Genomic DNA, 23,467 nt, shown 5'->3' with positions numbered 1-23,467 from the left:
AGATTTTTGAGGTGAACTATCGGGTCAGTCCTTGTCGCCCGAGTGCATCTTCAACGCGGCGTCCACGTTGGCCTTCTTGTCCTCTCCGGCGCCCTTCGCCGCGGCCTTCTTACGTTTCGCGATGACGGCGTCGACGGCGCCGTTGAGCGCCGAACCCAGCGGGAACCCGAGATAGTGGGTGAGGAAGACGGCCATCTCCTTCAGCTCGGTCTCGGTCAGCTCCCCGTTGAGCAACGCGGCGTTGATCTGAATCTCGGCCAGGTCGCGGTTTCCGATCGCTGTCACCGCCGTCAGCGTCATGATGCGCTTGTCGCGCATCGACAATCCCGGTCGGGTCCAGATGCTGCCGAACAAGTGGTCGACGGTCAGGTCGAAGTACGCGTCGCCCTCGATGTTGGGCATCTCCCAGCCGTAGACCTCGTTCATCTTCTCGAGGCCCTTGCGGCGAAGTTCGTCCATTACGCCTCTTTCTCTGTGTGTGGCACCCCGAGGCCGGCCGCCAACCCCTCGTACGCCAACCGGGCCAGCGGCAGGTCCACCGAAACCGCTTCGCCCAGTGCCAGCGCCAGGCTCAGGTCCTTCTCTCCCAGGCCGCGGGTGTGCATGAACGGTTCGTACAGGAAGTTACCCGGCTCAAGGTCTTTCATGTCCTCACGCACCATGATCGCGCCCGGCCCGCCGGTGAGGGCGTCAGTGTGACGCACCACCCGGCCGAGCGCCTGCAGATCCAGGCCCGCCGCCTCGGCCAATTTCATGGCTTCACACGCCGCGACATACGACGTGAACGTCAACATGTTGCGGGCCAGCTTCATTCGTGTCCCCGCACCCGGCTCACCGGCGTGGATGACCACCGCCGCCCAGTGTTTGAACGCCGGCTTGATCCGCTCGTACACCTCGCGATCGGCTCCCACCATCGTGGCAAGCTCACCCTTCGCAGCGGCAGCCGCACCACCGCTGACCGGTGCGTCGACGATGTGGATGCCCTGCTGCTTCAGGTTACGAGCCAGCTCCGCAGCCGTAGTGTCGCTGATGGTCGAGTGGATCGCGATGACCGTGCCGGGCTTGGCGTGGGCCGCCAGTTCGCCGACGACCTCGCGCACCTGCGCATCGTCCAACACGGTGACGTGGATGATGTCAGCGGCGGCCACGTCGGCGACGCGGTCGGCCAGGCTGGCGCCCTTCTCGGCCAGCGGCGTCATCGCCTCCGTCCGAATGTCGTAAACCGTCACCCCGCCCGGCCATTCGGTCATCTTCGTGGCCATCGGCGCGCCCATGTTGCCCAGCCCGATGTAGCCGAGTTTCAAGTGATCGCTCATGACCGAATTATCTGCCCGCCGTCGACGTTGAAAATCTGACCCGTGATCCACGATGCCTCACCGGAGAGCAAGAACAGGCACATCCCGACCAGATCCTCGGGAGTTCCCATGCGCGACAGGGGAAGACCCTTGACGATGTCGGCGACCATCTCCTGCGGGGTGGTGGTCCGGTTGGCCTCGGTGTCGATCGGCCCGGGCGCGATCGCGTTGATCCGGATGTTCTGGCCGCCCAGCTCGCGCGAGAGCTGCTGGGTCAGGCCGTTGAGGCCGACCTTGGCCAGACCGTAGTAGTTCGAGTACAACCACGCCGCCGTGGATGATTGGTTGACGATCGCCCCGCCGCCGCGCTTGGCCATCTTCTTGTAGACGGCGCGGGTGCACCACAACGCGCCGTCAAGGTTGACGCTCATGAACTTCTTGTAGTACTCGGGGTCGATGGTGAGCAGGAAGTCCAGCTTCATGCCCCCGAAGATCGCGGCATTGTTGACCAGGAAATCGATGCCGCCGAACTCGGCCAGCGCGCGGTCGGCCATCGCCTTCGCCGAGGCCGGGTCGGACACGTCGACCGGAACGCTCAGGGCCGTGCCGCCGTCAGCGACGATCTGCTTGGCCACCGCCTCGGCCGCGTCGGCCTTGATGTCGGCCACCACCACCGCGGCGCCCTCACGGGCCAGCGCCTCGGCGTACGCCTGACCGATCCCGCCACCGGAACCGGTGACGATGGCGACTTTGTTCTCAAACCGCATGCTCTCGAGCTCCTCTAGTTAACCGCTGTCGCAATGGTCTTGATTTCCAGGTACTCCTCGAAACCGGCCAGACCCATCTCTCGGCCGTTTCCGGACTGCTTGTAACCGCCGAATGGGGCATCGGCCGAATACCACACGCCGCCATTGACATTGATCGTGCCCGCGCGGACCCGCGCGGCAACCCTCGCCGCCCTATCCGGGTCAGCGCCGAACACGGTGCCCGACAATCCGTATGGCGAGTCATTGGCAATGCGCACGGCGTCGTCGTCGCCGTCGTGTGGAATCACCGTCAGGACCGGGCCGAAGATCTCCTCGCGCGCGCAGCGGGCGTCGTTGCCCAGCCCCGCGATCAAGGTGGGCTCTATAAAGAAACCGACTTCACGGTCGGCCGGGCGCCCGCCTCCGCACGCGAACGTCCCGCCCTCGGCGATGGCCGAGTCGAGATAGCCCTGTATCCGATCACGCTGGCGGGCCGAAATCACCGGGCCGCAGATGGTTCCGGGGTCGGTGGGGTCGCCGGCCTTGATGCCCCCCATCGTTGCGGCCGCGATGGAGACGGCTTCGTCATACCGCGCCCGCGGCACCACCAGCCGGGTGGTGATCGCGCATCCTTGCCCGGCGTGCATGCAGACCGAGAATCCCGCAACGCCCACCGCACCGCCCAAGTCGGCGTCGTCGAGGACGATGAAAGCCGACTTGCCGCCCAGCTCGAGGAAGACCTTCTTGATGGTGGCGGCGCCGTCGGCCATCACGCTGCGACCGGTGGCGGTCGACCCGGTGAACGAAATCATGTCCACCCGAGGGTCTTTGGCCAGCAGCGCACCCACGCTGTGGTCGCTGGACGTGACGATGTTGATGACACCGGGCGGAAAGTCGGTGTGCTCGGCGATGAGTTCCCCCAGCACGGCGGCACACCAGGGGGTGTCCGGGGCGGGCTTGAGGACGACGGTGTTTCCGGCGGCCAGCGCGGGCCCGATCTTGGCGAGGTTGATCTGGTGAGGAAAGTTCCACGGGGTGATCGCGCCCACCACGCCGACGGCCTCACGGGCGATGGTGCGCCGGGTAGGGATACCCATCGGCGACGCCTCGCCGAGATCCTGGTTGTACACGTAGGATTCGGCGGTATCAGCCGCGAACGCCAGGTCGTTGACCGGGACTTCCAGCTGAGCGATCCCCGTGAGCATTCGCGGCGCACCGACTTCGGCGATGGTCAGGTCCCGCAACTCTTCGAGGTGCTGCTGCATCGCCTCGCGCAGCTGCCGCACGCACCGCACCCGCAATTCGGTGTTGCGTGACCACTCCGTCTCATCGAAAGCGCGTCGCGCGGCGTCGATGGCGCGTCCCATGTCGTCGGCGTCGGCATCGGCCGCGGCGCCGAGCACTTCCTCGGTCGCCGGGTTGATCGTCGGGAAGGTGCCGGCGCTGCCGGGCGACATCTTGCCGTCGATGAAAAGTGCACTCACGCCGTCGGCCAACAAGGCCATCTCCCGCTCCCGTCTGTGCGGACCAAATCGAGCACGCGAATTTCAATGGATTTCAGTAGACAGTTGTCCGATATTGTCCGATGGAACCATAGCCGCCAGGCTGTCGACGGTGCAAGGGCCGATCTCGGCCGCAGGGGTTGCGCGGCGGGAAACAGCATATTAACCAGTATGTTTGCCGGTCGGGCTTGCTTCCGGTCGAGTCGGTCCGATAGCTTGGACATGTGTCCAGCGATGCACTGGTGACGATCACGTCTCAGGCCGAGCACCAGACCGGTCGGCCTGCGCGCAACCGCCGCCAGGAGGAGACCTTCCGCAAGGTGCTCGCGGCAGGCATCGAAACACTGCGCGAGAAGTCGTACGCCGACCTGACGGTGCGCGCGGTGGCAGCCCGCGCCAAGGTCGCCCCGGCCACCGCGTACACCTACTTCTCCTCGAAGAACCACCTGATCGCCGAGGTCTACCTGGACCTGGTGCGGCAGGTTCCCTACTTCACCGACGTCAACGAACCGATGCCCACCCGGGTTGAACAGGTGTTGCGTCACCTGGCCCTGGTGGTCGCCGACGAGCCCGAGGTCAGCGCCGCGTGCACGACTGCGTTGCTCAGCGGCGGCGCCGAGCCCGCGGTGACCGCCGCGCGCGACCGGATCGGCGCGGAGATCCACCGCCGGATCACCTCTGCCATTGGCCCCGACGCCGACCCCACCGCGGTGTCCGCGCTGGAGATGTCCTTCTTCGGGGCACTCGTTCAGGCCGGCAGCGGCGAATTCACCTACCGCGAGATCGCCGACCGGCTGGCCTATGTGGTGCGGCTGATCCTCACCGGCGCGGGAGAGACAAGCCAGGAGATAAGCACCGAATGACCGTTCATGTTGGCGACCACGAGCTGGTCCTCGATCCGTACGACTACGACTTCCACGAAGACCCGTACCCGTACTACAAGCGCCTTCGCGATGAGGCCCCGCTGTATCGCAATGAGGACCTGAAGTTCTGGGCGTTGTCGCGGCATCAAGATGTGCTGCAGGGTTTCCGCAACAGCACAACGCTATCCAACAAGTACGGCGTCTCGTTGGATCCGGCATCTCGCGGCCCGCACGCATCCAAGACAATGTCGTTTCTCGCGATGGATGATCCCGCCCATCTTCGGTTGCGGACGCTCGTGTCAAAAGGGTTCACGCCCAGGAGGATTCGGGAACTCGAGCCGCGCGTCACCGAGATCGCGACGCAGCACCTCGACACCATGCTGGAAAGGGCGAAGGGCGGCACGGTCGACTATGTCGACGAGTTCGCCGGGAAGCTGCCCATGGACGTCATCTCCGAGTTGATGGGTGTCCCCGAGCCGGATCGAGTTCAGGTCCGGGCGTGGGCCGACGGGGTGATGCACCGCGCGGAGGGCGTCACCGATGTGCCGCCGGAGGCTGTCGAGGCCTCCATCAACCTGATCGTCTACTACCAGGGGATGGTCGCCGAACGGCGCAAGAAGCTGACCGACGATCTGACCTCGGCGCTGCTGGAAGCCGAAATCGACGGCGACCGGCTCACCGACGAGGAAGTCCTCGGTTTCATGTTCCTGATGGTGATCGCCGGCAACGAGACCACCACCAAACTCCTTGCCAATGCCGCGTTCTGGGGTCACAAGAACCCGGATCAACTCGCCCCGGTCTACGCCGACTTGTCTCGGGTGCCGCTGTGGGTCGAGGAGACCCTGCGTTACGACACCTCCAGCCAGATCCTGGCCCGTACCGTGTCCGGGGAGCTCACCCTCTACGACACCACCATTCCCGAGGGTGACGTCTTGCTGCTGTTGCCCGGTTCGGGCCATCGCGACGAGCGGGTTTTCGACAACCCCGACGATTATCTGATCGGGCGCGAAATCGGGGCCAAGCTACTGAGTTTCGGTAGTGGCGCACACTTCTGCCTGGGCGCGCATCTGGCGCGGATGGAAGCCCGGGTCGCGCTCACCGAGTTGTTCAAGCGAATCCGCGGATATGAGGTGGACGAGGCCAACGCCGTCCGCGTCCACTCCAGCAATGTCCGCGGATTCGCTCACCTACCCATGACCGTGGAGGTCCGCTGAATGCCCCGTTTTGACCCCCTGCCCGAACGCCGGCCGGCGATCGTGGCCGGCGCCTCCTCCGGCATCGGAGAGGCCACCGCCATCGAACTCGCGGCGCACGGCTTCCCGGTCGCCCTCGGCGCCCGCCGGGTCGAGAAACTCAACGACATCGTCGGCAAGATCAACGCCGAAGGCGGCGAGGCGGTCGGGTTCCACCTGGACGTCACCGATCCTAACTCGGTGAAATCCTTTGTCGCGCAGTCGGTCGAGGCGCTCGGCGACATCGAGGTGCTGGTGGCCGGCGCGGGCGACACCTATTTCGGCAAGCTCGCCGAGATCAGCACCGACGAATTCGAGTCGCAGCTGCAGATCCACGTCGTCGGCGCCAACCGGCTGGCCGCCGCGGTGCTGCCGGGCATGCTCGACCGGCAGCGCGGGGACCTGATCTTCGTCGGCTCCGACGTGGCCTTGCGCCAGCGGCCACACATGGGCGCGTACGGCGCGGCCAAGGCCGCGCTCGTCGCGATGGTCACCAACTTCCAGATGGAACTCGAGGGCACCGGCGTGCGGGCCTCGATCGTGCACCCCGGCCCGACGAAGACGTCGATGGGCTGGAGCCTGCCGGCCGAGAAGATAGGCCCCGCACTAGAGGACTGGGCCAAGTGGGGCCAGGCCCGCCACGACTACTTCCTGCGAGCGGCGGACCTGGCACGCGCCATCACGTTCGTCGCCGAGACACCTCGCGGTGGCTTCATCGCGAACATGGAGCTTCAGCCCGAAGCCCCGTTGGCCGACAAGAAAGATCGCCAGAAGCTCGCGCTCGGCGAGGAGGGGATGCCGTCATGACTTCGCGAAACGACGATGCGGCGCGAGACGCGAGCGCCGAGGAGGAGTGAGCACATGACCACAGCTATCGTGCCGCGGGTATCCGGCGGCGAAGAAGAACACGGCCACCTCGAGGAATTCCGCACCGACCCAATAGGTTTGATGAAGCGCGTCCGGGAGGAGTGCGGCGACGTCGGCTGGTTCCAGCTCGTCGACAAGCACGTCATCCTGTTGTCCGGCGCCAGCGCCAACGAGTTCTTCTTCCGGTCCGCCGACGAAGATCTCGACCAGGCCGAGGCGTATCCGTTCATGACGCCGATCTTCGGCAAAGGTGTGGTGTTCGACGCCAGCCCTGAGCGGCGCAAGGAGATGCTGCACAACTCGGCGCTGCGCGGCGAGCAGATGAAGGGCCACGCGGCCACCATTGAGGGCGAAGTCAAGAAGATGATCGCCGACTGGGGCGACGAAGGCGAGATCGAGCTGCTCGACTTCTTCGCCGAGCTGACCATCTACACCTCGACGGCCTGCCTGATCGGGCTGAAGTTCCGTGAGCAGCTCGACCATCGGTTCGCCGAGTACTACCACATGCTCGAACGCGGTACCGACCCGCTGTGCTACGTCGATCCGTATCTGCCGATCGAGAGCTTCCGGCTTCGCGACGAGGCGCGGGTGAAGTTGGTGGCCCTGGTCCAGGAGATCATGGATCAGCGAATCGCGAACCCGCCCAAGGACAAGAGCGACCGCGACATGCTCGACGTGCTGGTGTCGATCAAGGACGAGGAGGGCAATTCACGCTTCTCGGCGGACGAGGTCACCGGCATGTTCATCTCGCTGATGTTCGCTGGCCACCACACCAGCTCGGGGACCTCGGCGTGGACGCTGATCGAGCTAATTCGCCACCCGGAGGTTTACGCCGAGGTGCTGGCCGAGCTCGACGAGCTATACGCCGACGGTCAGGAAGTCAGTTTCCATGCACTGCGGTCGATTCCGAAGCTGGACAACGTCGTCAAGGAGACCCTGCGGTTGCATCCGCCGCTAATCATCTTGATGCGGGTGGCCCAGGGCGAGTTCGAGGTCGAGGGCTTTCCGATCCACAAGGGCGACTTCGTCGCCGCATCCCCGGCGATCAGCAACCGGATCCCGGAGGACTTCCCGGACCCGGACGCGTTCAAGCCGGACCGCTACAACAAGCCCGAGCAGGCCGACATCGTCAACCGGTGGACCTGGATTCCGTTCGGCGCGGGCCGGCACCGCTGCGTCGGCGCCGCTTTCGCCCAGATGCAGATCAAGGCGATCTTCTCGGTTCTGTTGCGCGAATACGAGTTTGAGATGGCGCAGCCGGCCGATAGCTACCACAACGATCACTCGAAGATGGTGGTGCAGCTGGCCCGGCCCGCCAAAGCCCGCTACCGCAAGCGCACATCCTAGGGGCTCCGGCATGGCATTTCGGATCGAAGTCGACTTGGATTTGTGTCAGGGCCACGCCATGTGCGAACTCGAGGCGCCGGACTACTTCCGGGTGCCCAAGCGCGGCAAGGTCGAAATCCTCGACCCCGAACCGCCCGAAGACGCCCGCGAGGAAGTCGAGCGCGCGGTCGACATGTGCCCAACGCATGCACTGTTCATCAAAGAGAAAGAAGACTAAGGACCCATGAATTCACAGGCGTCACACTCACGCGAAGAACTCGAGGCATGGGTCGACCGCTGGCTGCAGGCCAACAAGGACTGCGAGAAGGCCGGTGACTGGCGGCCGTTGGCAGACTTCTACACCCAGGACGCCACCTACGGCTGGAACATCGGCCCCAAGGAAGACGTGATGTGCGTCGGCGTCGACGAAATCCGCGACATCGCGCTCGGCCTGGAGATGGAGGGCCTGGAGAACTGGGTGTACGAGTACCAGAAGGTGCTCATCGACGAGAAGCAGGGCGAGATCGTCGGCTTCTGGAAGCAGATCGTCAACAAGTCCGACGGCACCCAGGACGAGATCTACGGCATCGGCGGCAGTTGGTTCCGCCTCAACGCCGACAACCTCATCGAGTGGCAGCGGGACTTCTTCGACTTCGGTCACGTCGCGAAGATGTTCGCGGCGCTGATTGAGTCGGGCGACCTCAGCTCCGGCATGCAGAAGCGGATCGAGCGCAGCATCGCCGGTGAGAAGCTGCCGGGCTACTACCCGCTTGGTGAAGCTCCGGTGCCGATCTGGTGAGCGGACCAACCAAGCATTTGATTTGTTCCACGCGCTATGCTGACGCGACAAGGGTGCCTGTGGCGCCCGTCACCAAGTTGTCCGGCATGAAGGGGCCGGGCAGCTCTGATCGATTCAAAGGCGAAATGGGGTCAGGACCATCGTGAAGACAAAAGGCGCACTGATCTGGGAGTTCAACCAGCCCTGGTCCATCGAGGAAATCGAGATCGGCGACCCGCAAGCGCACGAGGTCAAGATCCAGATGGAAGCGGCGGGCATGTGCCACTCCGATCATCACCTCGTCACCGGCGGAATCCCGATGGCCGGCTTCCCGGTGCTCGGCGGGCATGAGGGTGCCGGCATCGTCACCGAGGTCGGGCCGGGCGTCGAGGACATCGCCCCGGGCGACCACGTCGTGTTGTCCTTCATTCCGTCTTGCGGGCAGTGCCCGACGTGTCAGTCCGGCATGCGCAACCTGTGCGACCTGGGGGCCGGCCTGCTCGGCGGTGCCGCGGTCTCCGACGGCACATTCCGCATCCAGGCCCGCGGCCAGAACGTCTTCCCCATGACACTGCTGGGCACGTTCTCGCCCTACATGGTCGTGCACCGTGCCTCGGTGGTGAAGATCGACCCGTCGGTCCCGTTCGAGGTGGCCGCCCTCGTCGGCTGCGGCGTCACCACCGGCTACGGCTCGGCGGTCCGCACCGCCGACATCCGGCCGGGCCAAGACGTCGCCATCGTCGGCGTCGGCGGGGTCGGCATGGCGGCGCTGCAGGGCGCGGTCAACGCCGGCGCGCGCTACATCTTCGCGATCGACCCGGTCGAATGGAAGCGCGACCAGGCCCTGAAATTCGGTGCCACCCATGTCTATCCGGACATCAACGCGGCGCTGATGGGCATCATGGAGGTCACCTACGGGCTGATGGCCCACAAGGTGGTGGTGACTGTCGGTGAACTGCACGGCGCAGACATCGACAACTACCTCAACATCACCCAAAAGGGCGGCACCTGCGTGCTGACCGCCATCGGCAGCCTGCTGGACACCAACGTCAATCTCAACCTGGCGATGCTCACCCTGATGCAGAAGAACCTGCAGGGCACCATCTTCGGCGGCGGCAACCCGCAGTACGACATCCCGCAGCTGCTGTCGATGTACAAAGCCGGCAAGCTGAACCTGGACGACATGGTCACCACCCAGTACCGCCTCGAGCAGATCAACGAGGGCTACCAGGACATGCTGGACGGCAAGAACATTCGCGGCGTCATCCGCTACACGGACGCCGACAGGTAACAGCAGCCCCAACCGACTGGGTCCCGAGTGACGGGGTTCGGGCACCTGCTGGCGCCGGGACGAATCGGCGCCATGACGGTGCGCAACCGCGTGGTCATGTCTCCGATGGAGACGATGTACGGCACGCCGGATGGGCTGCCGTCCGAACGCACCCGCGACTACTTCGCCGCCCGCGCCAAGGGTGGAGTCGGCCTGATCACACTGGGCGCCACCGGGATTGACAACCAACATCCCGAGACTCCCGGCGGGCTGCACCCGGCTACCGACGAGTCGGTCGACGCGCACCGGGCGCTCGTGGAGGTGGTGCACGAGCACGGCGCCAAGATCCAGCCCCAAATCGTGCATGCCGGGCCCGACGGCCTGGGACCCGAGATCTTCGGTGTCACATCGGTGGGCCCATCGGTGATTCCCTCCTACCTCACCGGGCGTCCGTCGGTTGAGCTCAGCAAGCAACAGCTGTGCGGAGTGTTCGACTTGTTCAAGGCCGCGGCGCGGCGCGCCGTCGAGGCCGGCTATGACGGCATCGAGTTGCACGCCGCGCATGGCTACATGCTGCTGGGCTCGTTCCTTGCGCCGCAACGCAATCGGCGCACCGATGACTATCGCGGCGATTCGACGCGTGGGCGGGCGCGCGTGGTGCTCGATGTGCTGGCCGCGATCCGCTCCGAGATCGGTGACGCACTGCCGATCACGCTGCGCATCTCCGGGTACGAACGGGTCGCCGGTGGACGGCCCATTTTCGAGACCGCGCAGCTTGCACCGGAATTCGTGGTCGCGGGCGTGAACGCGTTCCACGTCAGCGGCGGGGTGATCGATCGGCTGGTGACCGGGATGGTCAACGGCGCCGACGACGGCGACGAGCTCAACGTCGGGGCCGCGGCGGCGGTCAAGCAGGTAGTCGACGTGCCGGTGATCGCCGTCGGCCGCATCCACGACCCGGTCAGGGCCGAACGGATCCTGGCCGACGGGCGCGCCGATTTCATCGCCATGGGGCGTCCGCTGCTGGCCGACCCCGACCTGCCGCGCAAACTCCGCGACGGGCAGGCACACCGGATTCGCAAATGCATCTCGTGTGAAAACTGCATCGACGCAATGGAACAGCGTTTCTCCGTCGACTGCGCCGTCAATCCCCGCACCGGCAAGGAGCGGGAGTTGTCTGCGGCTCGCGCCGCGCGCCCCAAGCCCGTGGTGGTGGTCGGCGGCGGACCGGCCGGGCTGGAGGCGGCCCGGGTCGCCGCCGAACGCGGCCACCACGTCACGCTTTTCGAACGCAGCGCGGTGCTCGGCGGGGCGCTGCGCTGGGCGTCGGTTCTACATCCGGAGAACCAGCCGTTCCTGCGCTACCTGCGCGACGAGATCAAGCTCAGCAGCGCGGAAGTTCTTCTTGGCCAAGCAATTTCATCCCGGGACGTCGTCGATGCCGGCCCCGACGCGGTCGTCGTGGCCACCGGGGGCCGGGTCACCGTGCCGGCGATCCCCGGGTCCGAGCTACCGCACGTGTACACCGGACCCGGATTACGCAAATTGCTGGGCGGCCAAGGAGAATCCGGCGCCCCGGCCTGGCAGCGGCTCGGCGCTTCCGCGCTGGGCGGCTGGCGGCAGCGGCTAGTGCGGCCCGCCGCGGTCCAGCTGGCCAGCCGCGCCTGGATGCCGGTCGGGCGCCGAGTCGCCATCATCGGCGGCGACCTGGTCGCCCTGGAACTGGCCGAATTCCTGGCGAGCCGCGGCCGGCTGGTGTCCATACTCGAATCCGGCAAGAACATCGCTCCCGAAGTCGGCAACAAACGCAAGACTGAGCACATGGATCGCCTCGACCGGCTGGGCGTCACCGTGCACGTCCGGGCAACCGTGGAACGGATCACCACCGAAGCGGTGGTGTTCACCCCGGCCGGTGGCACCACCCGGCAGCTGCAGGCCGACAGCGTGGTGCTGGCCGGCACGGTCGAACCCGACACCACTTTGTTCGAGGCGCTGGTCGCCGCCCTGCCCGGCGCTGCGGTGTACGCCGCGGGCGACTGCACCGGGCTGGGGCTTATCCGCAAGGCCACCGAGGAAGGCGCGCGCGCCGCGTGCGCAATCTAGTGACAGGAGAAAAGAAATGACCCAGACCGAAGAATCCCAAGCATCCCAGGCGACCCCGGCACTGGCCGCCTCACAAGCCTCCTGGCGGTGCGTGCAAGCGCACGACCGGGGGGGCTGGCTGGCCCTGATGGCCGACGACGTCGTCATCGAGGACCCGATCGGCAAATCCGTGACCAACCCGGATGGCACCGGGGTCCGCGGCAAGGAAGCCGTCGGTGCGTTCTTCGACACCAACATCGCGGCCAATAAGCTGTCCATCACGTGCGAGGAGACGTTCCCGTCGAGTTCGCCCCACGAGGTCGCCCACATCTTGGTGCTCGACAGCAAGTTCGAGGGCGGCTTCACCAGCTCGGTGCGTGGCGTATTCACCTACACGGTCAACGATGCCGGACTCATCACCAACATGCGCGGGTACTGGAACCTCGACGTCATGCAGTTCGGCAAGGAGGAGTGAGCCGACCACTCCGCCGCCCGGCGAACCAGGGATTGCCGCCTTCTCCGACTTGATAGCGCAGGCGCTGTCAAACCTCGCGCAAACGGGCGCGACACCGGGGGAAAACATCGACGCCCCTATGCTGGGCCCATGGCGTCGATCTTCACCAAGATCATCAACCGTGAACTTCCCGGCCGCTTCGTCTACGAGGACGACGACGTCGTCGCATTCCTGACGATCGAGCCCATGACTCAAGGGCACACCTTGGTCGTGCCGCGGGCCGAAATCGATCAGTGGCAGGACGTCGATGGCGCGACGTTCGCCCGGATCATGTCCGTGAGTCAGCTCATCGGCAAGGCCGTTTGCAAGGCCTTCAAAACCGAACGGGCAGGGGTGATCATCGCCGGGCTCGAGGTGCCCCATCTACACGTGCACGTGTTTCCCACCCGCCGGCTGAGCGACTTCGGCTTCGCCAACGTCGACCGCAACCCGTCACCGGAATCCCTGGACGAGGCGCAGGCCAAGATCAAGGCGGCCCTGGCTCAATTGGCGTGAACCGGCTCCTGCGCCGTCACCTCGCTGACGCGCGGCAGCGTGACACGGAAACAGGAGCCCTCCCCCGGCGCGGTCGTCACCTTGACCGCACCGCCGTGCGCACGCACCAGGGAGTCGACGATCGATAGCCCCAATCCGGTACCGCCGCTGGCGCGTGCCCGCGACGAGTCGGTGCGATAGAACCGCTCGAACACCCGCGACGCGTCCTGCTCGGTCATGCCGGGACCCTTGTCGGCCACTTCGAGCACCGCGTCGTCGCCCTCGGTGCCGACCCGAACGGTGACGTCGGCGTTCTCCGGGGTGTGCTGCAAGGCATTTACGACCAGGTTGCTCAACACCTGGCGGATCCGCGGTTCGTCGCCGAGCACCTCCGGGGTGCCCGGGCCGTCGAGCACCTCCATGGCGACGGTGCGTTTCGGATCCATCGCCTGTGCGTCGTGCACGGCGTCGCTGGCCAGCGCCAGCAGGTCGACCCGGTTGTGTTCGAGCGGGCGTTGCACATCCAGGCGGGCCAACAGCAGCAAGTCGTCGACCAGCAGTCCCATTCGGCTGGCTTCGCTTTCGATGCGCGACAACAGCATGGCGACATCGCGCGCGGCGCCCTGCCGGTACAGCTCGGCGAAGCCCCGGATGGTCGTCAGCGGCGTGCGCAGCTCGTGGCTGGCGTCGGTGATGAACCGCCGCATCCGCTCCTCGGAACCGCGGGCCTTCTCGGCCGACGACTCCGAGGACGCAAGCGCTTCCTGGATCTGCGCAAGCATTCCGTTCAGGGCGAGCGACAGCCGGCCCACCTCGGTGCGCGGATCACGTTCCGGGACACGGCGATCCAGCTGGCCGGCGGCGATCGCCGCGGCGGTCTGTTCGACCTCGGACAGCGGCCGCAGGCTGCGCTGCACCACCGCGAAGCCGGCAATGCCGACAACGACCAGCACCGCCACCCCGATGCCAATCTGCAACCAGACCAGGGAGCTGACCGTGTGTTGGACGTCGGACAGGTCGATCGCGACGGTCGTCAGGCCGTGCGGGCCGCGTACCGACACCGCGCGCCACTGGATGTCTGACCCGTTGACCGACGGCAGCGTCGTCGGATTCGGGCCCACGTCATTGTTGGGCGGTAGTGCCGGTTCGGAGTTGCGGTCGTTGATGGCGGTGAACGGGGTGCCGTCGATGCCGATGCCCCGCACGTAGAACTTCGACGGTGGCCGGCCGGGATCGGGGCCCTCGTAGGGCGGCGGTGACTGCCGCCGCGGGTTCTGTGCCCAGCCGCGCGACGCGTCGAGCAGCGTCTGATCGATCCGGGAGACCAGGCTATGCCGCAGCATCGACGTGACCGCAATGCCCGAGACCGCCAGGCCGCACGCCACCAGCACCAGGGTGGCGGCGACCAGCCCTACCCGGAGCGGCAATCCACGTCGATGCTGTTTGGCCATGTGGGTGATTCTTCGCTACTGCTGGTGACCGGGCGCCGGCTCAGCGCGGTTCCCGCAACACATAACCCACTCCGCGCAGGGTGTGCAGCAGCCGCTTCTCCCCGGTATCGATCTTGCGACGTAGATACGACACGTAGGACTCGACGACATTGACGTCACCTCCGAAGTCGTATCGCCAGACGTGATCGAGGATCTTGGGCTTGCTCAGCACCGTGCCGGCGTTGATCACAAAGTAACGCAGCAGCGTGAATTCGGTCGGCGACAAGGAGACCGGTTCGCCGGCCTTCCACACTTCGTGGGTCTCCTCGTCGAGTTCGATGTCGGCGAAGGTCAGGCGGGCGCTGCGGGGCTCCGCTCCGCCCTTGCCGGCGCGCCGGAGGATGACCCGCAGCCGGGCGACGACCTCTTCCAGGCTGAACGGCTTCGTCACGTAGTCGTCGCCGCCCAGGGTCAGGCCGGCGATCTTGTCCTGCAGGGAATCGCGGGCCGTCAGGAATAGAGCCGGGGCGTCGATGCCGTCGGCACGCAGGCGCCGCAGCACCCCGAACCCGTCCATGCCGGGCATCATCACGTCGAGGATCACCGCGTCGGGACGGGCTTCGCGGGCCCGATCCAGGGCTTGGGCTCCGTTGGTCGCGGTGCAGACCTCGAACCCCTGGAACTTGAGACTCACCGAAAGCAGCTCGACGATGTTGGCCTCGTCGTCGACCACCAGGACGCGAGCCTCCGGTTTCGTTTCACTTGGCGTTGCCGCGGTCATGTTCTTCTGCCTCTTGTTGAACGTTTGCTATGTAAAGATTGTGTGTTTGCTGAAAGCTCAGTGCCAACACTCTGATAGTAGTCTGCCAGGAATCATCGCATCGGCTTGGACCTGCACGGCTTGACGCGGTCGCGTCCCGAATAGACTCGTGGGATGAACTTCGCCGCACGGATCGTCTCGGCCGCGACCGCCCCGGCGCGAGTCGGGCTTGCCGCTGCGGACGCCGGCTTGACAGTTGCAACCGCGGCGGTGGGTGTGGCGAAACGCGCTTTGGGTGACGGCGGGACCGCCGGAGCCAACGCCATGACGTCCATGCTGGGAATCGACGACGCGATCGTGCGCGCCAACCGGCTCGCCCGGCTGCTGGACGACGACGCGCCACTCGGACGGGCGGTGGCGCCGGAGGGACCGATCGACCGGCTGCTGCGCCCGGGCGGCGTGGTCGACATGCTGACATCGGACGGCGGTCTCCTTGACCGCCTCACCGCGGAGGGCGGCGGTCTGCACCGCACGCTGCAGCCCGGCGGGCTGGCCGATCAGCTTGTCTCCGAGGACGGGTTGATCGAGCGACTGCTGGCCGAGGACGGGCTGGCCGATCGGCTGCTCAGCGACGGCGGCCTGGTCGACAAGCTCACGGCGAAGAACGGGCCGCTCGATCAGCTCGCCGACGTCGCAGACACCCTGGCGCGGCTGACGCCCGGGATGGAAGCGCTGGAGCCCGCGATCGCCACGCTGCAGGACGCCGTCGTCGCGCTCACCATGGTGGTCAACCCCCTGAGCAACATCGCCGACCGCATTCCGTTGCCGGGCCGCCGGCGTCCCTCGTCCCGGGCGGTGCGCTCAACGCGCGTGATCGACAGCGGCAAGTGACCGATTAGGCTTGACCCGGTTTGATCCCGCCTCCTTAGCTCAGTGGTAGAGCACTCGCCTTGTAAGCGAGCGGTCGTCAGTTCAATCCTGACAGGGGGCTCCACCCAGTAGTTTGCCCCCGGTTAATGCCGGCCTGGAATGCCTTCCAGATCTCCCTGGACACCTTGCAGGTCCCCTTGAATGCCTTGCAGTTTTCCCTCGATGGCCTGCAGATCGGACAGAGCATTCTGATAGGCCGGCGACAAATCGGCCGGGGTGGCGGGCTGAGACTGAGGGCAGTACGAGACGATGGCACCCGCGGTGACCTCGGTGCTTTGATTGGCGTCCCAAATCGACGACCGCTGCACGAATTCGACCGCATCTGCGAAATTGGGTTGGTGCGCCAGGAAATCGCAGACTGCGTGCCCTTGGGTCATCACGTATTCCTGGCTGGGAACTGGCACGCCTTCGTGCTTCAACGCGGCGATGAACGCCATGTCGGCAATCTCGATGCGCGGGGTGGGCGCTTTCGGCGCAACCAGGGCGGGCGGCGCGGCCGACGGCGGTGTTTCCGCCGGCTGCGCTGAGGAATCCTGGTGGTGGACCGCAAACATCACCACCGCCGCGGCGGCGACGGCTAGAAGAGATAGCGGCAACGCCGTGGAAAGGCCCAAGTGCCGCTTCACACCCTGACGCCGGCGAGGCATGGTGCCAGTTTTGGCGCCCCGCGACCAAGTGTCGGCGACCACCTCGGGTTCACGCGTATTCGCCGCATTGGCGAAGGGCGCCCCCGCGCTGTAGGCCAGGAGCTCGTCGAGCAGTTCGTCGGCCTCTCGGGACGACGGCTGACCACCCTGCTCTCGGACGGATCGACGCCCAAGAGCGATGCGCCGCAATTCTGAATCGATCGTCTCGCGGTCGCGCATATCAACCAGTTTGAGCGCGTCACGACAATGCCACAAGCCCCGGTAAACAGCGTGGCAATACGGCCGATGGCGGCGAACTCGCACGGTTGCGTTGCCGCAGGTCACGCACCACTTTGATGCTGTCGCGAACACCCCCGAACGCTCGCCGACATAAGCCGGACCACCTTCTGGCCGAGCGGTCGTCAGTTCAATCTGACAGAAGGCTCTGCTACCGCGAGCCGGCGCCGCATCGGTGCCATTCGGTTGGATGCGAGAGACTCGCTGTGCGCAAGCTGGTGCAGCTGCAGTTTGGACCTCATGCTGGCCTCATCGAGGTGGCGGCTACGGGGATGATGATTAGTTATGTACAGGCCTCAAATCCTCGAATCATGCTCTGTAGCAAGGATATTGGAGACTGCAGAGCCGGATTGGCCGGTCATCGGCCTCGGGCGGTATGAAAAGCATTCTGTTGCAGTCGATTAGCGTTAATAGGTGACGCACGTGCTACTCTAGACGGGGATGCCCGTCGGCATCCGTTCAGAATGAGAGAAGTTGAAGGTATGACACAGGGAACTGTGAAATGGTTTAACAGCGAAAAAGGCTTCGGTTTTATCGCTCCGGACGGCGGCGCAGCAGATGTGTTCGTCCACTACTCGGAAATACAAGGCAACGGCTACAAGTCGCTGGAGGAAAACCAGCGAGTTGAGTTCACTGTCGAACAGGGGACCAAGGGTCCGCAGGCAGTCGGAGTAACTGCCGTCTAGTGCGAGTTCTACCCCGTGTGGGCTGGTGGGTGTTTTCCCGCCAGCCCACAGCACGTTGAGGGGTTCCCGGCTTACCCTCGGTAGGGCGACGATCAAGGCATTGGCCCAGGCCCAGGCCCCGGCACCAAGCGGACATCCAGCGATGCCGCCGGTGAAGGGGACCCCCGTAGAAGACGACCGGAAGAAGGGCCAAGAGGCCCGGTTTCTTGGGCAGATCAACGCCGCCAGTCGCTCGACGCGACGTCTTCGCTAACGCTGGCGTGTAGATTGGGTGACAGCAGTTCGTGTATGCACTGCCCGTAGCCCCTTTCTTGTGCAGATGAGCACATCTACGAATCGATCACCCTTCGCTCCACCCACTCACGGTTGGGCCGAAGCCAAAACCAATTTTAGGATCCCGCTCCATGACATCGTCCGACTTGTTTTCGCATCGCTCCGAGCCCGAGGTCGTGTCACCCGCCGGCCGCGATGGGGAACCGGTACAACTTCCGACCTTCTCCGACCGCCCCAATAGCGATTCCGCCGCTACGACGCCCTCGTAGGCACCTTGACCGGCACGCGGCGTCGCTGAGTCGACGGCGCGCCAGTCCGCCGCCGGCTACTGAGCCGGCGGCGGAACGGGACCGGGCGGCAATGCGTCCGGAGCGGGTTGTGGAGCCGGCGACCGATGGGTGCAGTCGGGCACGTAGATCAACACATGCCCGACCATCGTCCAACCAATCGCGCACCCCGGCGGCAACAACGGGGGCGTCTCGGGTGCAGCGATCAGTGCCGTCACCATCGCGGCGAATATCGCCGGACGAAGTGGACGGTGGACGAAATTTGGAGCTGCCCGGCCCGGAGCTCGGCGGATCCTGGATCGTCTCGCGGTTGGTTCAGCAGTGGCGTCAGGCATGCAACTGTTCCACTCTGCTGGGAGGAAGTTGATCCTCAAGTGTGAAATAGCCTGCGGCTAGCCGCAACTTGAAGGAGTTCCTCCCGGGTTCGCACGGCGCAAACATTCCAGGGCCATGCCCTAGGGGTCGCACCCCCGGCCGATATCGGTCACCGCATTGATGTCATGCGGTCGGATGCGAAAGACTATCCAGGGCAATCGACGGAAGTGACACAGTGAGCCGTACCAGCGCAGTCGCTGCTACCGCGCCGCTCGTACTCGGCGCGGTCATGTTCGCAATTGTCGGCTGTTCAGCGTCGCCGGCTAAGCCCACCGCAACCCCCGTCACCGCTTCAACCGCAGCAACAGCATCCGCCACACCGCTCGCGTCGAGAACCATTGCCGCAGCGCCGAATCCGCCTCTTGGCGCGCAACCCCAACTGGCAGCGGACCCGGCACAGGTGGCCGACGACCTCGTTGCCGACGAGCGCGCCGTGCGTGACCCATCGACGCCGGAGCCCGCACTGGTGGCAGCGGCGCACCGCGAACAGGCCGCATACCGTGCGATCGGGCGGCACCCCGAATGGGACTCGATTACGCGGCCGCGCATCCCCTCGGAGCTAGTCGGCGTCTACGACCGCAACCTCGATGCCCGCCGACAGCTCCAGGCGATGACCCCCGCGAAAGATACGCTGCCCGCGTGGCGGATCGAGCCGCCCGTTCCCGCCGACGAGCTGATCAGCGATTACCACGCCGCGGAAGCGGAGACCGGTGTCGGATGGAATTACCTGGCCGCGATCAACCTGGTCGAGACCCGCTTCGGCAGCATCAACGGCATGAGCACCGCCGGCGCGCAAGGCCCGATGCAGTTCCTGCCGTCGACGTTCGCCACCTACGGCCAGGGCGGCGACATCAACTCGCCCCGCGACAGCATCATGGCGGCTGCCCGCTTCCTAGCCGCCAACGGCTTCGCCAACGACCCCGCTCACGCCATCTACGGCTACAACCACGCGCACCAATATGTCCAAGCGGTTGACCAATACGCCGCACTGATCGCAGCGGATCCGGCCGCGTTCCCCACCTACTACCGGTGGGATGTCTATTACGTCACCACCGCCGGCGACGTATTGCTTCCAGTCGGCTACGCCGCGCCGTCCCCGATCCCCGTCGAGGACTACCTGGCGACCCACCCGCAGTAACCCGCACGGATCAGAGGTACTTCAGGGCGATGTCCTGCAGGTGCGATCGCACGTCTTGGCCCGTGGCCTTCTCCAGCTTGATCCCCAGCTCGCCCGCGAGGTTGACGAAGCCCATCAACAGCATGATTTCCCCATCGGGCTCATCGATCACGTTCTCGACGAGTCGGCTCCAGGCGAATTCATTGCCGCTGTCGGACGTCCAAGCCGTCATCACATCGATGGCCCGGCGGACGTTCTCTCGCACATCCATTCCCGGAGCCTGCCATGACGAGCGAACTGCCGCCCGCCAACAGGCGCGCCGGCTACGGCTGGCTGCACCCGTTGGCGGCTCTCGATTCGGCGACCGACTCCGGCCGGACCGTCAGTACAGCGGAACCCAGACTCCCATGTACCAGAACCCCCAACCACCGAACTGCCAGTTGAAGACCGGGATGGCGGTGTAGGAGTCGTACTGGAACGGCCCGAAATCGGCCTGCGCGACTACGACGTCACGCTGCGGCCCGGACCACGGGCGGTTCCAGCCACCGGGAGGCGGCGGACCGTCCCAGCCCCCAGGAGGAGGAGCGCCCACCCAGTGGGGCGGCGGGTGGCCGGGCGCCGGACCGTCGTTCCAGCCGTGGCCTCGCGGCGGCGGCGGTGGCGGCGCCCCGTGGTCCACGATGCTGAAGCCCGCCCGCGCATCGCCGGGCCCGCCTACTTGGGCGTTACCGCTGACGTACGTCCCGCGCGGGACGTACGCCTGGTGTGGAGGCTGGGTGCTCGGCGGGTTGAGGTCCTGCCTGCCCTGAGGCGGCGGGTTGTGCTCGTTCGCCGGTGCGGTCTGTTGTCCACCCGGGCCGTTCTGCCCCTGGTCACCCGGCGGCTGATCGTTCGGCCCACCTTGGTGCGGGTACTGGCCGTGCTCGTTGGGCGCCGGTGTGTTCTGACCACCTTGTGGCGGATTGTTCTGCCCACCCTGCGGGGGGTTGGTTTGCCCGCCCTGCTGAGGGTTGTTCTGCCCACCCTGCGGCGGGTTGGTCTGGCCGCCCTGCGGCGGGTTCTGCCCATGCCCACCTTGGGCGGGATTGTTTTGCCCGCCCTGGGTGCCGCCGGGCCCGCTCTGCTGCCCGCCGGTTCCGCCGGGATTGCCGCCGCCACCGCCGGGGTTGCCCCCGCCACCGCCACCACCGTGGCAGTTTGGGCACGGCGGCGGTGGGTCGAGCGGCGCCGCGAAGGCCGAACCCGCGTTCAAAGTGACCGCGGAGATACTCAGGCCCGCCGCGACGGCCGCCGCGCTGACGACACGTTTCATAGACATAGCTGCGTCCCCTCCCGGGTGTAGATCGCCCGCACTACGGGCAGGTCACTTCCAACTCGAATGATTTGGTCACCTGCTGCGGCTGCTGCGCGTTGCTCATGTCGAGCCCGGTCGCGGTGCCCTTGATTGCGTAGGTTTTCCCGTTCACCGCGGCTCCGGCGTTGCCGCCTTGATTGGGCGCGGCGTCGGAAAAGCCGAGTGTGATGCCGTTGACGCTGCCGAGTCCGACCGCATGGACGATGGGCGGGTTGGCGTTGCTGACCACGGCGCCGACCCCGGCTGTCGGGTCACCGATGCCGATGTTGGTGTTGTCGCCCGAGGGAGTGCACGTGACCTGGCCGCTGACGTTCTGAGTCTGACCGTCGACGATGACCTGCGGGCCGGCCGCCGACGCCGACGAACCCGACGATCCCGTATTTGACTTGTTGCTCGAACAGCCGGCGCACGCCGCGGCCACTACGGCCACGCTCGCCACGCCGACGACGATCCCACGCTTCACTAACGCTCTCCTTCGTGTCGCTGTGTCGCACTGCACAACTCATTGGCCTCGTCAACGTAGCGAGCCCCCACCAATGCCGCGGGGCGGGATACCCGATACCGGCGAGTTACAAACGCTGTGCCAGATGCGGCCGGGTGCCCTTGCCTGTCAAGGGAGAACGCGCAACCCCCACCTGCCCAGCAGCGGATCAATGAGCGTGAAGTAGGTCGTGTAGTCGTCGCCGTCGGGTGAGGACATCAACAGACCCACCGCGCTTACGGTGCCGTCAGGGTTCTTGACGAAACCCGGGCTGCCGCTGTCGCCGTTGAGGCTGAACACGTTGGCTTCGACAACGCCACCGTCAACATGTTTGACGAAACCACAGGTCTCACCGGTAACCGCACCCAATTTGCAGAACGGCATGCCCTCCCGGATTTGGTCACCGCTCAACACATCCCGGACCGCGTACCTTCCACCGACATCCCCGAGGGGCGCTCCCACGCTCGGCTCAAGGAGGATGATCGCGGCGTCCCTTGTGTCGCCCTCCTTCTCGCTAGCCGTGATCTTCCCCAGCGGGACGTCATTCCCGTATGTCCACAACGAACCGTCGTGGGCGTCGCAGTGGCCGCTGGTCATCAGGTAGTAGCTGCCGTCATTGCCCTGGGCCGCGAAACCCGCTGTGCACGAGCTATTTTCATCTTCGACCTTGATGCCCGGCGACACGCCCGCATCCGCTCGCGCCGGGTTCGCCAGCATCGTCGCGGCGACGACCACAGCACCCCCCAGGCCCAACCCTCGCACCCACCGCATGGCCACGCCGCCTCTCTTGATGTGTCGGGCAGCATGCTAACAGCGCGAGCAGGTTTCGGCCGCCTGGGCGTCAGGTCAGGGCCGCCGGCCTCATCCGACCGAATTGACGTGAGCGACAGAACTTTTAGCGAATACCCTGCCGGACAACAGCTTTCGCCATAGACGTCGGCACGCCCGTGATCAGCCGTCGACATGCCGGGCGAGGAATCCGAGGATGGCGTCGGCGAAGATGTCGTTGCGATCGCCGGCGACCATGTGCCCCGCACCGCGCACATCGGTGAACTCGACCTGCGGGAAGCGCACCAGGAATTCGTCAGCCCGTTCCTGGCTGACGAGGTCGCTCATCTGGCCCCGAATCAAAAGCATCGGCACCCCGCCGCTCAGGATCGCGTCAACCGCCGCGTGCATGCGGTCGGGGTCGGTGACCTCGAAAGGGGGAAACGCGGCAGTCCCGCTGATGAACTGGGGATCCCAGTGCCAGTACCAGCGATCGCCACGGCGACGCAGATTCGTGGTCAGGCCGTCCAGGTCGGTTGGTCGCGGCCGGTGCGGGTTGTACTCGGCGATCGCGTCAGCGACCTCGTCGAGTGAGGCGAACCCCGATTCCACCCGCTCGGACATGAAGGCGTGTATCCGATTCGCCCCGGACTGGTCCATGTTCGGCACGATGTCGACCAAGACCACCGCGCTGGCGATGCCGGGGGAAAGCTCACCCGCGAGCAGCATCGAGGTGAATCCGCCCAGAGAGGCGCCAACTAGCACCGGCTGCGGGGGCAGCGTGCCCAGCACTTCCTGGACGTCGCCGGCGAAGCTGACGACGCGGTAGTCGCCTTCGTCGGACCAGTCGGATTCGCCGTGGCCGCGCAGGTCGACGGTGACGGCTTGCCAGCCACGCTGGGCCACGGCGGCGGCGGCCTTGCCCCAAGAGCGACGGGTCTGCCCGCCGCCGTGCAGGAACACCACGGCTCGCGCTTCAGGATCGCCCAGCCGGTCGGCGACGATGCGCACGCCACCGGGCCCCTGGATCGAAAACGGTTCAACTGCCATGGGCATCAGGTGATACTAAGCCGCCTCGGCGCCGGCCCGGCGTCGAAGCGGCTCCAATACGATGCAGGGGCGTCCAGAGGAGAA

24 protein-coding genes, 1 tRNA gene and 1 pseudogene are annotated in these 23,467 nt (G+C 65.9%); 14 read left to right on the top strand and 12 right to left on the bottom strand.

Annotation, left to right across the window (positions count from 1 at the left end; translation table 11 throughout):
• Positions 1-24: 24 nt before the first annotated feature.
• Genes AWC17_RS26990 through AWC17_RS26975 form a run of 4 tightly spaced genes read right to left on the bottom strand, consistent with a single transcriptional unit; the run spans position 25 to position 3,546 of the window.
• The gene (locus AWC17_RS26990) at positions 25-459 is read right to left on the bottom strand and encodes a carboxymuconolactone decarboxylase family protein (RefSeq protein WP_046185974.1); all 435 of its coding nucleotides are present in this window, start codon (positions 457-459) and stop codon (positions 25-27) included.
• Entirely contained in the window at positions 459-1,316 is an 858-nt protein-coding gene (locus AWC17_RS26985) for an NAD(P)-dependent oxidoreductase (protein ID WP_046185975.1), read from the bottom strand. The genes AWC17_RS26990 and AWC17_RS26985 overlap by 1 nt, the downstream gene beginning before the upstream one ends.
• Positions 1,313-2,062 (bottom strand): SDR family oxidoreductase, encoded by a 750-nt coding sequence (locus AWC17_RS26980; protein ID WP_046185976.1) that lies wholly within the window; start codon positions 2,060-2,062, stop codon positions 1,313-1,315. The genes AWC17_RS26985 and AWC17_RS26980 overlap by 4 nt, the downstream gene beginning before the upstream one ends.
• Before the next feature lie 14 nt (positions 2,063-2,076).
• Positions 2,077-3,546 (bottom strand): aldehyde dehydrogenase, encoded by a 1,470-nt coding sequence (locus tag AWC17_RS26975; protein ID WP_046185977.1) that lies wholly within the window; start codon positions 3,544-3,546, stop codon positions 2,077-2,079.
• A gap of 221 nt (positions 3,547-3,767) precedes the next feature.
• Here AWC17_RS26975 and AWC17_RS26970 point away from each other — a divergent pair, with 221 nt between their 5' ends.
• The 10 genes from AWC17_RS26970 to AWC17_RS26925 all read left to right on the top strand — a co-directional run bounded on the left by AWC17_RS26970 (position 3,768) and on the right by AWC17_RS26925 (position 12,970).
• Entirely contained in the window at positions 3,768-4,406 is a 639-nt protein-coding gene (locus AWC17_RS26970) for a TetR/AcrR family transcriptional regulator (RefSeq protein WP_046185978.1), read from the top strand.
• Positions 4,403-5,620, top strand: a complete 1,218-nt coding sequence (locus AWC17_RS26965; protein ID WP_046185979.1) for a cytochrome P450 — start codon at positions 4,403-4,405, stop codon at positions 5,618-5,620. The genes AWC17_RS26970 and AWC17_RS26965 overlap by 4 nt, the downstream gene beginning before the upstream one ends.
• Complete coding sequence (locus AWC17_RS26960) at positions 5,621-6,445, top strand: SDR family oxidoreductase (protein ID WP_047321879.1); 825 nt, start codon at positions 5,621-5,623, stop codon at positions 6,443-6,445.
• A gap of 54 nt (positions 6,446-6,499) precedes the next feature.
• Positions 6,500-7,852, top strand: a complete 1,353-nt coding sequence (locus AWC17_RS26955; RefSeq protein WP_046186373.1) for a cytochrome P450 — start codon at positions 6,500-6,502, stop codon at positions 7,850-7,852.
• Between the two features lie 10 nt (positions 7,853-7,862).
• The gene (locus AWC17_RS26950; protein WP_085165491.1) at positions 7,863-8,069 is read left to right on the top strand and encodes a ferredoxin; all 207 of its coding nucleotides are present in this window, start codon (positions 7,863-7,865) and stop codon (positions 8,067-8,069) included.
• Positions 8,070-8,075: 6 nt separating this feature from the next.
• Positions 8,076-8,630: a hypothetical protein gene (locus AWC17_RS26945; RefSeq protein ID WP_046186375.1), complete on the top strand. Its 555-nt coding sequence runs from the start codon at positions 8,076-8,078 to the stop codon at positions 8,628-8,630.
• A gap of 142 nt (positions 8,631-8,772) precedes the next feature.
• Complete coding sequence (locus tag AWC17_RS26940) at positions 8,773-9,900, top strand: NDMA-dependent alcohol dehydrogenase (protein ID WP_046186376.1); 1,128 nt, start codon at positions 8,773-8,775, stop codon at positions 9,898-9,900.
• A 27-nt stretch (positions 9,901-9,927) separates the two neighbouring features.
• On the top strand, positions 9,928-11,982 hold the full coding sequence (locus AWC17_RS26935; protein ID WP_085165489.1) for an oxidoreductase: 2,055 nt from the start codon (positions 9,928-9,930) through the stop codon (positions 11,980-11,982).
• A gap of 16 nt (positions 11,983-11,998) precedes the next feature.
• A complete protein-coding gene (locus tag AWC17_RS26930) occupies positions 11,999-12,436 on the top strand; it encodes a ketosteroid isomerase family protein (RefSeq protein WP_047321881.1) in 438 nt (145 codons plus the stop codon).
• 129 nt (positions 12,437-12,565) lie between these two features.
• On the top strand, positions 12,566-12,970 hold the full coding sequence (locus AWC17_RS26925; protein ID WP_046185552.1) for an HIT family protein: 405 nt from the start codon (positions 12,566-12,568) through the stop codon (positions 12,968-12,970).
• On the opposite strand, the pseudogene AWC17_RS26920 reads toward AWC17_RS26925, so the two are convergent.
• Both AWC17_RS26920 and phoP read right to left on the bottom strand, forming a co-directional pair.
• A pseudogene (locus AWC17_RS26920) lies at positions 12,942-14,400 on the bottom strand (sensor histidine kinase). The gene AWC17_RS26925 and the pseudogene AWC17_RS26920 sit on opposite strands and share 29 nt — an antisense overlap.
• A 40-nt stretch (positions 14,401-14,440) precedes the next feature.
• On the bottom strand, positions 14,441-15,160 hold the full coding sequence (gene phoP / locus AWC17_RS26915; RefSeq protein ID WP_046185550.1) for a two-component system response regulator PhoP: 720 nt from the start codon (positions 15,158-15,160) through the stop codon (positions 14,441-14,443).
• Between the two features lie 153 nt (positions 15,161-15,313).
• Here phoP and AWC17_RS26910 point away from each other — a divergent pair, with 153 nt between their 5' ends.
• Together AWC17_RS26910 and AWC17_RS26905 are read left to right on the top strand one after the other, a co-directional pair.
• Positions 15,314-16,030 (top strand): hypothetical protein, encoded by a 717-nt coding sequence (locus AWC17_RS26910; RefSeq protein WP_047321883.1) that lies wholly within the window; start codon positions 15,314-15,316, stop codon positions 16,028-16,030.
• Between the two features lie 28 nt (positions 16,031-16,058).
• Positions 16,059-16,133 (top strand) — tRNA-Thr (locus tag AWC17_RS26905).
• A 19-nt stretch (positions 16,134-16,152) separates the two neighbouring features.
• Here the strand turns inward: AWC17_RS26905 and AWC17_RS26900 are convergent.
• Positions 16,153-16,935, bottom strand: coding sequence for a DUF732 domain-containing protein (locus tag AWC17_RS26900; protein WP_085165488.1), 783 nt, complete (start codon positions 16,933-16,935; stop codon positions 16,153-16,155).
• A 539-nt stretch (positions 16,936-17,474) separates the two neighbouring features.
• On the opposite strand from AWC17_RS26900, the gene AWC17_RS26895 reads away from it, so the two are divergent.
• On the top strand, positions 17,475-17,678 hold the full coding sequence (locus AWC17_RS26895; RefSeq protein ID WP_046185547.1) for a cold-shock protein: 204 nt from the start codon (positions 17,475-17,477) through the stop codon (positions 17,676-17,678).
• Positions 17,679-18,842: 1,164 nt separating this feature from the next.
• Complete coding sequence (locus tag AWC17_RS26890; RefSeq protein WP_085165506.1) at positions 18,843-19,751, top strand: lytic transglycosylase domain-containing protein; 909 nt, start codon at positions 18,843-18,845, stop codon at positions 19,749-19,751.
• 10 nt (positions 19,752-19,761) lie between these two features.
• Here AWC17_RS26890 and AWC17_RS26885 read toward each other — a convergent pair whose 3' ends face one another.
• The 5 genes from AWC17_RS26885 to AWC17_RS26865 all read right to left on the bottom strand — a co-directional run bounded on the left by AWC17_RS26885 (position 19,762) and on the right by AWC17_RS26865 (position 23,383).
• Positions 19,762-20,001 (bottom strand): hypothetical protein, encoded by a 240-nt coding sequence (locus AWC17_RS26885; protein ID WP_046185545.1) that lies wholly within the window; start codon positions 19,999-20,001, stop codon positions 19,762-19,764.
• 111 nt (positions 20,002-20,112) lie between these two features.
• Positions 20,113-21,042, bottom strand: a complete 930-nt coding sequence (locus AWC17_RS26880; RefSeq protein WP_085165486.1) for an MAP_0585 family protein — start codon at positions 21,040-21,042, stop codon at positions 20,113-20,115.
• 40 nt (positions 21,043-21,082) lie between these two features.
• The gene (locus tag AWC17_RS26875; protein WP_085165484.1) at positions 21,083-21,547 is read right to left on the bottom strand and encodes a lipoprotein LpqH; all 465 of its coding nucleotides are present in this window, start codon (positions 21,545-21,547) and stop codon (positions 21,083-21,085) included.
• A 147-nt stretch (positions 21,548-21,694) separates the two neighbouring features.
• Positions 21,695-22,336 carry a chymotrypsin family serine protease gene (locus AWC17_RS26870; protein WP_276038251.1) on the bottom strand — a complete coding sequence of 214 codons (642 nt, stop codon included), beginning with the start codon at positions 22,334-22,336 and terminating at the stop codon, positions 21,695-21,697.
• Positions 22,337-22,516: 180 nt separating this feature from the next.
• The gene (locus tag AWC17_RS26865) at positions 22,517-23,383 is read right to left on the bottom strand and encodes an alpha/beta fold hydrolase (protein ID WP_197089723.1); all 867 of its coding nucleotides are present in this window, start codon (positions 23,381-23,383) and stop codon (positions 22,517-22,519) included.
• Between the last annotated feature and the right edge of the window lie 84 nt (positions 23,384-23,467).

It is taken from the genome of Mycobacterium nebraskense (assembly GCF_002102255.1).
Taxonomy (GTDB): domain Bacteria; phylum Actinomycetota; class Actinomycetes; order Mycobacteriales; family Mycobacteriaceae; genus Mycobacterium; species Mycobacterium nebraskense.
The sequence above is the reverse complement of the archived record's forward strand: the minus strand, read 5'-3'. Positions and strand labels throughout refer to the sequence as shown.